Raw genomic sequence first — 13502 nt, 5'->3', positions numbered from 1 at the left:
AGTGCTTTTTCAACAAAACCAAACACTACCGTCGCCTAGCGACTCGCTTTGATAAATTGACATGCACCTTCAAGGCTTTTTTGACGTTGGCCTCGATTATGATCTGGCTTGCTTAGGTTTGAATACACGCCCTAGTTGAATCTATAAAAAGGTAGTTGCTGGTCTAACAAATCCGCAACTACCTTTTTGCATTTAATTTTACAAAAGATAACCAGTTTCTATCTTGTTACTGTATCTAAATATAACCCTTGAGAAACATCTCCACGAGGTCCTATTTTGATGATATAGATCTTAAGGATATGATCTTCAATGGAATATAAAATGCGGTATGAACCACACGGAGACGGTATAAGTTAATATAACCTTGCGATTTTTTTATGTTTAACTCAGGATGTCGTGGATTTTCAGATAAGATATGGAGTTGATCAAGAATGCGTATACGAAGAGGTTTTTCCACTTTAGATAAGTATTTTTGTGCATCAGAGCCTAATTCAATTTCGTAATTCATTTTCAAAATCCTTTAACTTGAAACTTGTTCCATTGTCAAATTCTTTTTTTGCATTCTTCATAGCTTGGATATCGCTGTCTGTAAGCGGCTCATCGTCATATGGGATGTGAGAGTCTAAAGGGGGATTAATCAGACGTTTGATTAAGTCTGTAACGAGAGGGACATCTTTATCGGGAAGTTGCTGTATAAGTTGGGAGAGTTCCTTTTGTTTACTGCCATTAATATCAACTCCTTATATGAGAAATGTTGACCATGAATAAAAAGAATATACCACTAATATATGATAGAAATAATGCAGGGTTGTAACAAGGGTGAAGCTTTAACGTGAGTATCTATTTCAAGCGATGATAAATTTTTAATTTGGAGGAACTATGCCATGACATTGGAAAATCAAGTGAGTCGAAGCAGTAAGGATGAAGCACGATTTGTCAGGAATAAATTGATTGAATTTAATGCGAAGCACATACCTGAGGATATCCGAACCCGGTATGAGGAGATTAATCTTACCCTCAAAAACGACGATGGTCAGGTGATCGGAGGTCTGTTAAGTGTGCTGTGCTGGAACTGGGTGGAGGTAGATATTTTGTGGGTAGATCAAAGCTACCGAGGAAAGGGTTATGGTTCACAGTTGCTTGGTGAGATTGAGCAAATCGCCAAAGATAATGGGTGTACCTTTATACAACTCAACACGTTTACTTTTCAAGCCCCCGATTTTTATGAAAAGCAGGGGTACGAAGTGATCGGCGTCATTGATGATGCCCCCCGAGGCTTTAAGCACTATTATTATAAGAAAAACATCTAGCGAGGACTCTATATATGCGGGTACAAATAAAGAAAATGGATAAACATCATAAAATAATCATTCGTAGTGACAGCGAGGAAAAAGTGTTCGGCTATTGGGCGCGCTTTTAGTTATGTTTATGTACAGATTCGGCTGAGGTAAAATGGTATACATAGTGATTGATCCGAGAAGAGGTGGCACATGTCTAGTGAAAATAGTAAATCGAAAACGATGGGTGCTTTTCTGAAATCACGCAGAAATCGACTTCAGCCGGAACAGGCAGGAATTAGACGTTCACAGGGGCAGAGAAGAACGCCGGGACTCCGACGGGAAGAAGTCGCTATGCTGGCTGGTGTCAGTGCAACTTATTATACATGGCTGGAACAAGGGAGAGAAGTAACAGCTTCCAAGGAGATTATCAAGAGTATAGGAAAAGCACTACAGTTAACCGATGATGAGAGCGCACATCTGATTCAATTGTGGAATCCCAATGAGACGGTTGCTACTTCGTCCATCCAAACAACGCTGAACCCGCAATGGCAGAATATTATCGAGCAATTGTCCTATCCTTCCTTCATCAGCAATGACAGGGCGGAGGTGCTCGCTTGGAATAGCGCAGCGAATGAGGTCATTACCGATTTTTCTTCCATGCCAGTTTCTGAACGCATCATGATCCGATTGTTGTTCGTTGATCCGGGGTTACGTCGTCGTATGATTAACTGGGAAGAGTTTTCGTCGTATTCGGTCGCTGTCTATAGAACCTACTATGACAAGTATCTGGGAGATCCTTGGTTTGAGGAAACGGTGGAGCAGTTGCGTGTGGAGAGTACGGAGTTTGACACGATGTGGAAGCTGCACAATATCCAGCTCAAAAAAGTGAACCGCGTTTCTTTTCGAATCCCCGGTGCTGTGGATGTAGTTTCATATGATATTAATTCTCTGGCGAGTATTGCAGACCATCCTGATATGCATATGTGTATCTACACGCCGATTTTGGAAGGGAAAGCTTCATTCCAATAAACAAAAATAACCTGATGCTGACCTTGTGCCTGGTAATCTTGTTACTAGCATAAATATACTGTGGTTGCCTCCTTACAGGTGGATTAGAATGAGTATTGTTCAATTCATCCATTACCCCAAAGAAAAGAGGGAGCCATAATATGCAGAAAAGAAAACTGGGACGCGAAGGGCTGGAGGTGTCGGCTCTGGGTCTGGGCACGATGATGATGCCGAACAACGAGGAGTCGGTACGTACGCTTCAGGGAGCGCTGGATCTGGGTGTGACATTGTTCGATACAGCAGATATTTACGGTGAGGAGTACGCACAGCAACAGTTTGGAGGTAATGAGAAGCTGGTTGGACGGGCACTCAAGAATCGACGGGATGAGGTTGTGATTGCGACTAAATTCGGGATAACGCACACTCAGGGTCCCAAGGGAGATCCGGCTTATATTAAAAAGTCCGTAGATGCCAGCCTATTTCATCTCGGGATTGATTATATTGACTTGTATTATCAGCATCGGATCGATCCCAATACCCCAATCGAAGAGACCGTTGGAACGATGGCCGATCTGGTCAAGGAAGGAAAAATCCGTTATATCGGCCTGTCGGAAGCCACCACCGAGCAGATCCGTCGCGCCCATGCGGTGCATCCGATTACCGTGGTGGAAACCGAATACTCTTTGTGGAGCAGAGAAGTGGAAGACGAAGTTCTGCCGCTTCTGAAGGAACTGGGAATCGGCTTTGTGCCGTATAGTCCACTAGGTCGAGGCTTCCTCACGGGCCAAATCAAGAAGTTCGACGATCTGCCAGAGGATGATTATCGCCGTCACTTTCCGCGATTCCAGGGCGAGAATTTTGCCAAAAACCTGGAGGTCGTCACTCTGATCGAAAAGTTCGCAGCGCAAAAAGACTGCACTGCCGCTCAGTTGGGACTGGCATGGCTACTGGCACAGGGGGATCATATCGTTCCGATTCCGGGAACGAAGAGACTGGAAAGAGTGCAAGAAAATCTCGGCGCTCTACAGGTTTCCCTGTCGGAAGCCGAGATTGCGGAAATCGAACACATCTCGCCGAAAGGCTTTGCCGCAGGTTTCCGCTATCCCGGTGGTCATGTCTAAGAACCTGAATGGGGCTATAACGAGCGCTGTTGCTACAAGACTCTTTGCTCTGGAGCTGTGCAATGGCACCACTAGGTAAGATGAATTAGATATGTAGGTATTGGCATTACAGTAGAGCTTTTATGAGACCGTTCTTTTCCGAAGTCGCCGGGAAGTAATACCAGCGCTTTTACGGAAAAACGGTCTTTTTTTTCGATGATGCACCCACACAAAAATTCTGGTTCGGTTTTTAGATTTTGGAGAAATAAGGAGCTATTACACTGGCCAAAGTCACAACTTCGATAACGATGATGGCTGCTGTCGCACTGCCTGTTGCATCGGTGATCATGCCAAGCATGGGAGCAACAACCAAGGCGCCGATGTTCGAAACGGTGACAATAAAGTCGCTGGTTTGATTAGGTTGCTTGTGGCTGAGAAAGCTTCGTAGCCCATGTCCAGTAAGTCCCGCCGTATAGGTAGGCTGAATTTCAATTTATTTTGAACGTCCAATACATTTTAAGGCATGAATTCTTTGATCCAGTCTATGGTTTGAGTTATTGCGCGATATAAAATAACGCGTTAAAGTTGGAGAATACCATATTTAACCACGCGGTACTGGCTGGAAAGATAGAAGTTATACTACTAAAGAATAGTGATAAAGAAAGGTATGATCGGATTGACCACAGAAGTGACACACAAAATATATACGATGTGCATGATTCAGGAAGGAACCAAGGTATTGCTCATCAACAGACCGGATAAAAAAGGCTTTCCGGGCTACATTGCGCCAGGGGGGAAAGTAGAGTTTCCAGAGAGCATTGTAGGTGGAGCCATTCGTGAAGTAAAGGAAGAAACCGGACTAACGGTTACGGAGATTGTATTTAAAGGAATTGACGAATATTGCGACCCGAGCCAAGGATTAAGATATATGGTCTTTAACTATTTAGCTACGGCATCTGAAGGAGAATTACTGGAAAATCCTCCTGAGGGAGAACTGCTATGGGTAGATATGAAGGAAGCGCTAGACTTGCCGATGCAGGATTGGTTTAAGCGGAGATTTCCGTTGTTTTTCGAGCCGGGAACGTTCGAGGTAAGTTTGGTTTGGCTGGCGGATACCGACGAAACCCTGGAAGCAACGGTCAAAAATTATGGTGTGTAGTAGCGTATAGCAAATAATTTTGTAAGCAAGTGCAGTGGAATGGAGGAGGGGTGAGATGACGACGACCATTTATTTTTCATCTAAGCGGTTGGGGGAGGTCACGGCTGATCAATTGCAACGGATGCTGGATCGTTTTGATTTGGGTCGCCTGATATCTTCGGGAAAAACGGCAGAAGGTGTCATGGGACAAACCCTTTATGTTTCCTCAACGGCTGGAAAGTTTGTGCTGAAGGGGAATCCGCTTTTTCCAGGGCAATGGGTGGAAGAAAAGTTTATGGTGGAGCAGCTGCACACACGGACTCCAATTCCTGTGCCAACTCCGTATCTTGTGGATGAAACCGAGGATATTTTTGGCTGGAGCTATGCTGTTATGCCCCGTTTAGACGGTCAGCACATACATACACCCGAGTTGCAGGCGAAATGGACTCCGCTGGCTAAACAACAGATAGCTGAGATGCTTGCTTCTGTACTGTTGGTGCTTCACAGCTGGAAGGTTGAGAACAGTGGAGAGCTGGATACAATCAGTCTGGCTATTCGTCCTTTTGAAGTTTCTTATCGGGCGTGGTTGTATGGGCGGATTCGATACTGGCTAGAGGATGCCCGAAAGTACTCGGACATTTCTGCACAGGATATGGCATGGGTAGAGTGTATTTTGGAAGACGCACACAAAGCATTCGATGATCTGGATACCAGTACATTCGTGATGGGGGATTTTAAACCACAAAATTTCCTTGTGCAAAACGGGGATAACGACTGGAAAGTCAGCGGGCTTTTTGATTTTACAACAGCCTATTTTGGGGACGGGGTTGCAGACCTTCCGAAAATAACCATAATGTATCTGGAGAATGGAGAGGAAGAGCTGGCCAGACGTTTTCTTACAGCTTACTTGAAAGGGATGGAAGTCAAAAAAGGATTTGTAGGGCGCTTCCGGGTGCATATGCTGCATCAGCAGATTTTAAATTGGGGCTGTGCCAAAGCGATGAAGCAGGTCACTTGGGATGATAAGCTATCTTTTACAGATTGGGTACGTAAATTCACAGATATTGAGGGTTATGAACACTAGGCAGAAGAATTGAGATTTTAATATGAGGAAGTGATTGACGTGCAAACAGTCAGATTGGTAAAGCCGGATAGAGTATGGAAGGAAGCTTATCTTTCTTTTTATGAGGATTGGAAAAAGAGTCAGGAGCTTATGGTACCGTGGGTGATTTCTACAGAACCGTATGATTTTGAAGGTATGCTGACGTTTTTGAGCAATCAGGAAAATGGAGTTGACCTGCCCGAGGGGTGGGTCAAAACCTCAACATACTGGCTGGTGACTGCCACTGAGCTGGTCGTCGGAGCGGTAAACATCAGGCATAATCTTAATGAAAAGCTGTTGAATGCCGGAGGGCATATCGGCTACGGTATCCGTCCTTCCGCACGGGGGAATAGCTACGCGGTTACTATGCTTGCGTTGGCACTGGAAAAAGCAAAAGAGCTGGGGGTTTCCAGAGCTTTGGTCGTATGCGACTCCGATAATATCGCCTCCAAAAAAACAATCCTTGGCAACGGAGGAACACCGGATCAGGATTACGTTGATGAAGATGGAAATCGTATGAATCGGTTTTGGATAGAACTGTAAGTGGATTTTCGCAAATACGCTTGCTCATACATGGGTCTGAATTCTCCATCCTTCACAAATCCTTTCAGGTAACCAAAATCGCTAATGTTCGGGTAAAATACATTTTTCATAAGTACCGAAAACCGATCCATATCGCGCTGTTGCCAGCCCGCATTGGAGTATCGCAAAATTTCCGCTGCATTCAGCAGCTTATAGCCGTTTAAGCCCGCAGTAATCTGTGAAGGACAATGGAATTGGTATGTGACTGAAAGAGAGTATTGGTTTTTGAATACTGAAATGGAGGAACGGTTTGGTATTCCCATTTTGGATGAAACAACGGCAGGAGCATTTTTTGGGCATATCTGTGAATATAGAGTAACTGCTGATGAACTAACCTCACTGCTCAGTATGCTGGCTGATGCCATTGAGCATAAGGATGAAGTGTTAGAGTTCTGCCCTGCGCTGTATGTTGATTTTGACCAGAAAGTTCTCTATTCGCTGTTTCCAGAGCCAGCATCGTTTGAGCATTATGTTCCAGCGGGATGGAAAGGGGAATATCAAAACTTTTTGAACGAGGTACCTCCGTCTGAGCGGTATTGGATTATAGATGGAAGTCATTTTTTTGAAAAATTCACCTGAAAGGAGGCTGTTGAAATATGGATTCTTCCATGCGTGAGTTTAAAATCATCTCCAAGCACAGAATGTACGATCAATACTTGGTAAAGCTGTGGGCATGCGTCGAGGTTTTGGACGAACAGGCGCTATGGCACGTTGGTAAGGCAGAAACGAACAGTATGGGTGGTATTATCAACCATATCATGGTGCATGTGTGTAGAAACGCAGCCAAACTCATAGATCCGACGATCACATATAAGCAAGGGATGGAGGATAGCTTCACACCTTCGGTACAAGACAAGGAGCAGCTTATGGTTGAGGTGGAAGAGGCTTTTTCATCCTTCTGTGTAGCGTTGGACAACACAGGCGCGACAGATATGTATAATGTTTACCATGTGGTGGAACATACGGCCTATCATCTGGGTCAGATCATAGACCGCGTACAGCGGTTAGCAGATCACCGTTTTCATTTTGTACAGACAGGACTTAATGAGAAAGCGTTGCGTGCTATAGTGCAGCAATCCCTGAATACCTCAGGAGAATGAGAGAAAGTAACATCCATATAAACCGTATAAAAATGTAGTTTTAAGGTCGCAAAAGCCCCCGAAGCGGATATGTTTTTAATTCTTAATTGATATTGATAATTATTATCACTTATAATAGAAGCAGACATATCACGTTAAGGTAGGGAGAGTTGCAGAGTGACAGAGTCCTTGGAATTATATGATGTAACGATAATCGGCGGTGGTCCTGCCGGTATGTATACCGCATTTTACAGCGGAATGAGGGATATGAAGACCAAGCTGATCGAAGCCAAGCATGAGCTGGGCGGACGGATGCGCATTTACCCGGAGAAGATGATTTGGGATGTTGGAGGTGTCACGCCGATATTATGTGAAAAGCTGATCGATCAGCTAGAGCAGCAGGCGCGGACATTCGAGCCTACGATTGTGCTGGGACAGCAGATCACAGGTTTGGATCGGCAAGAGGATGGAACGTTCCTGCTGACTTCTGCGACAGGGGAACAGCATTGGACACGTACGATAGTCTTGGCAGTAGGCTATGGCATTCTCAAAATGGCCAAGCTGGAGATTGAAGGCGCTGACCGCTATGAGGTTACGAACTTGCATTATACTGTGCAAGAATTGGAGCCGTTCCGAGGCAAGCATGTCTTAATTTCCGGCGGAGGCGACTCGGCTGTGGATTGGGCGAATGAGCTGGAGCCTATTGCCGCGAGTGTGACGGTAGTCCATCGTCGAGAGCATTTTGGTGGACATGAGAAAAATATAGCTCGCATGAAAGCGTCTTCTGTCCATGTCCTGACACCTTACGCGGTGAGCCAGCTACATAGTAACAATGGCGAGACGATTGAACAGGTGACGATCAGCCATGTAGAGACGGGTGAAACACAGATATTGAACGTCGATGCAATCATTGTGAATCATGGTCTGAAATCCGACTTCGGCCCGCTTCGGGATTGGGGACTGGATATGGGTGAGTGGCACGCTAGAGTGAGTGAGAAGCTGGAAACGAATCTGCCGGGGATTTTTGCCGCAGGCGATTTTGTGGAGTACGGAAGCAAGCTGTATCTGATTGCAGGTACATTCACGGATGCTGCTCTTGCACTGAACAGCGCCAAGCTGTACATTGATCCCGCAGCAGATAAAGTGGCCTATGTATCTTCCCACAACAGCCGTTTCAAGGAGAAAAACCGCGAGCTTGGTGTCGTGGAGTAAGATACGAAATTAAGTTTAATAGAATAGAGATAGGATAGGCAAAACGCAAAAGAACTTCCGAGACCACTGTTGATGTGGAATTGGAAGTTCTTTTTTGTACGGTCACTAACTCCATCACAAAGGTTGGATGCCATACACCATATAGAATAAAATAGAGATAGCCTGTCCATTTTGGACACTAAAAGAAGTGGTGGAGCACGGAATGCTGAATGGGAAGCTGGCAGCCCGCAAGGCGCTTTCGATGATCCGTAGTAAGCAAATGAATAAGCAAAAGAACAAGGATTAGAAATTAAAATAGCCTGCCATGGAATACAAGGGCGGGAGCGGAAGGTGACTTATGGAGAATCGAACAGAGCAACAGGAAGCTAGTTTAGCAGATATTATTCAAAAGGCAGAACCCTTTGTACAGCAGCAGTTGGAGCATGACCACAGTGGTCACGATTGGTGGCACATTGACCGGGTGAGAAAGCTTTCCCTCGAAATTGCTGCCAAAGAAGGTGCAGATACGTTTATTTGTGAACTGGCAGCGCTACTGCATGATGTAGCGGATGAAAAATTAAACGACTCCAAACAAGCGGGGCTGGATAAAGTGGAGCACTGGCTGCGTCTGCATGTAAGCGATTCGGGCGTGATTACGCATGTGATGACCATTATCGCTACAATGTCCTACAACGGTGGGCAAAATCCGCCTATGAATACGCTGGAAGGTCAGGTTGTGCAGGATGCAGATCGGTTGGATGCACTTGGAGCGATTGGCATTGCGAGGACTTTTATGTATGCAGGCTCAAAAGGCAGTATGATGCATCACCCGGAAAAGGATTTTTCACAGCATGCTTATCGTGCTACGGGGAAAAGTGCAATATATCATTTTTACGAAAAGCTGTTAAAGCTCAAGGGTTTAATGAATACCACGTATGCCAAGGAGTTGGCGGCTGTCCGGCATCAATGGATGGAGATGTATTTGGAGCAGTTTTACAGAGAGTGGAATGTGGATGATAAATAAGGATTTCAATAAGGCTGTTTCCTCTAACCGAGTGTATCGGAGGGGAAGCAGCTTTTTTTTATATATAAATGTCATATTGATATTATTGAAAATGTATGCTATTTTATTGTTAATAACTAATTGATAATAACAAAATAATAAAAACTATAAGGAAGGCGAGGAATCTGCCATGTTCGGATTTAATTTTGTGAAATTTCAGCCCAGTGAGTATGTGATGAAGGTGAGGAATGGGAAGGTAGTTCGGGAAGGGGTGGGATTATCTTTTTATTATTACGCTCCAACAACCTCGGTCGTCGTCGCTCCTGTATCTTCTATTGATGTGCCGTTCATATTTGAGGAAATGACCCATGATTTTCAGGCGGTGACTGTGCAGGGGCAACTGACCTATCGGATTGTGGATTACCGGAGAACGACGCAGATTTTGAATTATACGTATGATTTGAAGACCAAACGCTACATTTCGGATGACCCTGGTAAGCTGGCCCAACGGGTGATTAACCTTGGCAAGGTGCTCACCAAAAATATCTGGAGCGTATCCCGCTCAAAGAGGCTGTTCAATCCAGTGAACGTTTGGCCCAAAGCATGACGAAGGATATCGCTCAGCATGCGGAAATCGAAAAGCTCGGCATTGAGGTTATGGGCCTGTCGATTTTGGCGATTTTGCCGAATAAAGAAACGATGAGAGCATTGGAGGCACAGGCGAGGGAGGAAATTCTTCGCAATGCGGATCACGCCCTGTATGAGCGTCGGAATGCTTCCATTGAGCAAGAGCGGCGTGTGAAGGAGAATGAGCTGAATACCGAAATTGCAGTAGAGACGAAAAAGAAGCAAATCCGCGAAACCCAGCTCGATGCCGAACGTTCAGTAAAGCAGAAGCAAAGCGAGATGAAGGAGGAGCAACTGCGTTTTGACACGGCTTTGGAGGAGAAAAAACGTGAGCTGATTGAGCTGACGGTAACGAATAAAAAGGCGGAAGCCGATGCCAAAGCCTATGAGCTGACAGCAGTCATGAAATCGTTGCAGGATGTCGAGCCGAACGTGCTTCAGGCTATGGCAAACATGGATATGAGTCCGGATAAGCTGATTGCCATTGCATTCCAGGAGCTTGCAGAAAATGCAGGGAAAATCGGTCAGTTAAACATTACACCAGATTTGTTGCAAGGTCTGATGTCGGGTACGGGAACAGGCGGATCGGAAGGAACGAGAGGATCGGGAGGAAGAGTGCGATGAGCAGTCGGATGACAGAGCACAAGATCATTTTGGTGAAGCGTAAAACACGTCTGGAGGAACTGATTGTCCGGTATAACACCGTGCAGCAGGCCCGGTTTTTTATTGAACGGCTAGGCGCGGATTTTAGTGATTATGTGCTGGAGGATGAAAATTACCGCAGAGCGGTAGCAACGGCAACTTCGGAGCTGACAGCCTTGGGGCGGGTTCAGATTGTGGAGCGGGAGCATGTGCCCAACTTTATTTTTGGTGAGCAGGATACAGTGGTGGTGCTGGGTCAGGATGGGCTGGTGGCTAACACGTTAAAATACTTGACCGAGCAGCCGTTGATCGGTGTGAATCCAGATCCATTGCGTTGGGACGGGGTACTGCTGCCATTTACGGTATCGGATTTGCGTTGGGTTGTGCCAGATGTGTTCGTACACAAACGTCCGATCAAGGAGGTTACGCTGGCTAAAGCCCAGCTCAATGATGGTCAGTCATTGTATGCGGTGAACGATTTGTTCATTGGACGCAAAACTCATGTTTCTGCAAGATATGAGCTGAGGCTGGAAGATCAGGTAGAGCAGCAGTCATCCAGCGGCATCATCGTGTCGACGGGGCTGGGCGCGACGGGCTGGCTGACCAGCGTGCTTGCCGGGGCAGCCGGAATTGTCGGCAGCGCTACGCAGCGCCCAATTTCGCTGACTCCAGATCATCTGGTGTCAGGCGCAGCCTTCCATCCAGGAGCAGCGGCAGATGGACGAAGACGAAGCCGGGGGAGCAACGGGCGCTACTATAGCAGTGACGATGACTGTAGCGATGACAACCGCGCAACGTGGAGTTCGCCATCGTTATATTTTACGGTGAGAGAGCCTTTTCCCAGTCGGACGACTGCTGCGGATCTGGTGTTTGGTCAGGTGGAGGCCGAAAAGCCGCTGCGAATTGCTTCGCAGATGCCGGAACATGGAGTGATTTTCAGCGATGGAGTGGAAAGCGATTTTCTGGAGTTTAATGCCGGGATTGAAGCAACTATTGGTCCGGCGGAGAAAAAAGGGCATCTGGTCGTGTAGAGGTTTGCACAGGGCGGCAATGGGGAATGTTGAGTAAGGTACACATCAATCAGATGAAGTTAAAAAGGAGGAATCAATATGAGCGACCACACTCAAGACGAAGCGAAAATCCGCAACAAGAAGAACGAGGACGGAGATTCCTTGATGGAGAAAAATAAGCTGGAAAACGGCGTGGATATCGAGCCGGAGGCTGACGAATGGATTGCGAAGCCTTCACCTGTGTCCTACGATGATACGAAATCCTCCTCGAACCAATAAGGCTCTTGCGAACAAAGAGAGCAGACATGCAAAGACAGATGATCCTTAATCGGGTCATCTGTCTTTTTGGCATGCATTTATTGTGGATAGGAGAATTGAAATTAGTTGAATCTGGAATATACCTTCCATACCAGCTCACGGCGGCTGCTTACATCGGTTTTCAAGAAAATCGCTTTCAGATGATCTTGCACCGTGTAGGCTGAAATATGAAGTGCGCTTGCCAGCTCTCGGGTCGATAAGCCTTGAACAATGAGCCGGACAATTTGTCTTTCCCGCTCGGACCATGCATACATCTCGGCCATAAGCGGAAGCATTTCAGAGGCTTTAGCAGGTTCAAACCATACAGCAAGTTGATGCTCACCATTACTTCCCTGCCCGCCTTGAAGGAGGGTGGCTCTGAGTGTTACCCACGGGGTTCCCGCGTCTGCGGCGGGAATACATAGTTTGGCTGGTGAAGAGGAAGTAGTGAAAGCTCCCGGAAGGGCTGTGGATAGTGCCCGAAAGCATACCGCCCGAATGGGCGCGGGAATGCTATTTTCGTCGATACCTTCCTGCTGCCGAAGCAAATTTAGCCACTGGTCTGCCGTTGGATTGGAGGAAATCGGCTCCAGCTTGCCGGAAAGCACCAGAACCCCTGGCTCCATATCATTTTCCATAATTATACCGGGGGCTGGAGATAAGCGCACACTGGCCTGACGCAAATGGTAGGCTATGGATGGCGCTAAGGCTTCAAGAAGCTGCTGGTCCTCTTCACTAAATACCGGCTTTGTATGATGGCGAAATAACGTAAGGAATCCCCAGCAGCTTCCTTTGTACATTAAAGGAACACGTAGCTCATCCCCGAATCCGGCAGGCTGCAAAACATCCCTGTAGCGTGCGCTCCGACCCGGTTCACCTTCCGTGGCTCCGTTGAGAGACGCTATGGACTTCCCCTCCCGTACTAACTGTTCGTATTTCATTACATCATTGCGCAGATATTCGTATTCTAATAGCTTGTAATGAATATCACCCACGCCAGATTCGGTAAATGCACCTGTGGAAAGCAGCGTATGCGGATCTACCGAGGTACAGCATGCCGCATCGAATGAAACCTGAGTACGCAAACGGTCGATGAGCGTATGTTTGTACGCTTGGGATGAAGGAGCTTTTTCTCCCAGTCGAATGATTTGCTGTCGAGCATCCTTTAGCTGTGCCAATGGTGTGTATTGTGCGTTCATAGATTGCTCCTATCGTAAAAAGCTGGAGTTTCGCCAAAGTGTATCGAAGTAAATCCCACATCTGTGGGATGGTGGATATACGTGTGGTTGTTATAATTGAGAATAATTCTTAATTAAATCAACAATATACGAATGCTAGGGGAAGATCAAGGCAAAATGTAAGGCCAGTCGCATCTTTTTCCAGCTATTCGAATTTTGGAGGGAACGATATATGGAATATAGCAGCAGTAAGCCAAACGATCCT

At 46.2% G+C, this 13502-nt stretch carries 13 protein-coding genes and 1 pseudogene; 13 read left to right on the top strand and 1 reads right to left on the bottom strand.

The features are described from left to right. Positions 1-884 precede the first annotated feature (884 nt). The 13 genes and pseudogenes from ACWXW9_RS14865 (at position 885) to ACWXW9_RS14805 (ending at position 12041) form a co-directional block, all read left to right on the top strand. The gene (locus ACWXW9_RS14865; RefSeq protein ID WP_494930015.1) at positions 885-1310 is read left to right on the top strand and encodes a GNAT family N-acetyltransferase; all 426 of its coding nucleotides are present in this window, start codon (positions 885-887) and stop codon (positions 1308-1310) included. A gap of 180 nt (positions 1311-1490) precedes the next feature. Further along, positions 1491-2309, top strand: coding sequence for a helix-turn-helix transcriptional regulator (locus ACWXW9_RS14860; RefSeq protein ID WP_494930014.1), 819 nt, complete (start codon positions 1491-1493; stop codon positions 2307-2309). A gap of 140 nt (positions 2310-2449) precedes the next feature. After that, complete coding sequence (locus ACWXW9_RS14855) at positions 2450-3409, top strand: aldo/keto reductase (RefSeq protein ID WP_494930013.1); 960 nt, start codon at positions 2450-2452, stop codon at positions 3407-3409. A 646-nt stretch (positions 3410-4055) separates the two neighbouring features. After that, positions 4056-4547, top strand: a complete 492-nt coding sequence (locus ACWXW9_RS14850) for an 8-oxo-dGTP diphosphatase (protein ID WP_494930028.1) — start codon at positions 4056-4058, stop codon at positions 4545-4547. Positions 4548-4602: 55 nt separating this feature from the next. Further along, positions 4603-5610, top strand: coding sequence for a phosphotransferase family protein (locus ACWXW9_RS14845; protein ID WP_494930012.1), 1008 nt, complete (start codon positions 4603-4605; stop codon positions 5608-5610). A gap of 39 nt (positions 5611-5649) precedes the next feature. Continuing rightward, a complete protein-coding gene (locus ACWXW9_RS14840; protein WP_494930011.1) occupies positions 5650-6171 on the top strand; it encodes a GNAT family N-acetyltransferase in 522 nt (173 codons plus the stop codon). Positions 6172-6384: 213 nt separating this feature from the next. Next, entirely contained in the window at positions 6385-6789 is a 405-nt protein-coding gene (locus ACWXW9_RS14835) for a hypothetical protein (protein WP_494930027.1), read from the top strand. 17 nt (positions 6790-6806) lie between these two features. Then, positions 6807-7310, top strand: coding sequence for a DinB family protein (locus tag ACWXW9_RS14830; protein WP_494930010.1), 504 nt, complete (start codon positions 6807-6809; stop codon positions 7308-7310). 156 nt (positions 7311-7466) lie between these two features. After that, on the top strand, positions 7467-8501 hold the full coding sequence (locus ACWXW9_RS14825; protein WP_494930009.1) for an NAD(P)/FAD-dependent oxidoreductase: 1035 nt from the start codon (positions 7467-7469) through the stop codon (positions 8499-8501). Between the two features lie 337 nt (positions 8502-8838). Then, on the top strand, positions 8839-9504 hold the full coding sequence (locus ACWXW9_RS14820; RefSeq protein WP_494930008.1) for an HD domain-containing protein: 666 nt from the start codon (positions 8839-8841) through the stop codon (positions 9502-9504). A 169-nt stretch (positions 9505-9673) separates the two neighbouring features. Then, positions 9674-10734 (top strand): annotated as a pseudogene (locus ACWXW9_RS14815) (SPFH domain-containing protein). Next, positions 10731-11783 carry an NAD(+)/NADH kinase gene (locus ACWXW9_RS14810; protein ID WP_494930007.1) on the top strand — a complete coding sequence of 351 codons (1053 nt, stop codon included), beginning with the start codon at positions 10731-10733 and terminating at the stop codon, positions 11781-11783. The pseudogene ACWXW9_RS14815 and the gene ACWXW9_RS14810 overlap by 4 nt, the downstream one beginning before the upstream one ends. 78 nt (positions 11784-11861) lie before the next feature. Continuing rightward, the gene (locus tag ACWXW9_RS14805) at positions 11862-12041 is read left to right on the top strand and encodes a hypothetical protein (RefSeq protein WP_025682442.1); all 180 of its coding nucleotides are present in this window, start codon (positions 11862-11864) and stop codon (positions 12039-12041) included. Between the two features lie 101 nt (positions 12042-12142). Here the strand turns inward: ACWXW9_RS14805 and ACWXW9_RS14800 are convergent, their stop codons facing one another. Then, positions 12143-13258 carry a LuxR C-terminal-related transcriptional regulator gene (locus tag ACWXW9_RS14800; protein ID WP_494930006.1) on the bottom strand — a complete coding sequence of 372 codons (1116 nt, stop codon included), beginning with the start codon at positions 13256-13258 and terminating at the stop codon, positions 12143-12145. Positions 13259-13502: the final 244 nt, after the last annotated feature.

It is taken from the genome of Paenibacillus sp. LT-B23, from assembly GCF_059417685.1.
Note: the sequence above shows the minus strand (reverse complement) of the source record. Positions and strands in the feature narration are given on the sequence as shown.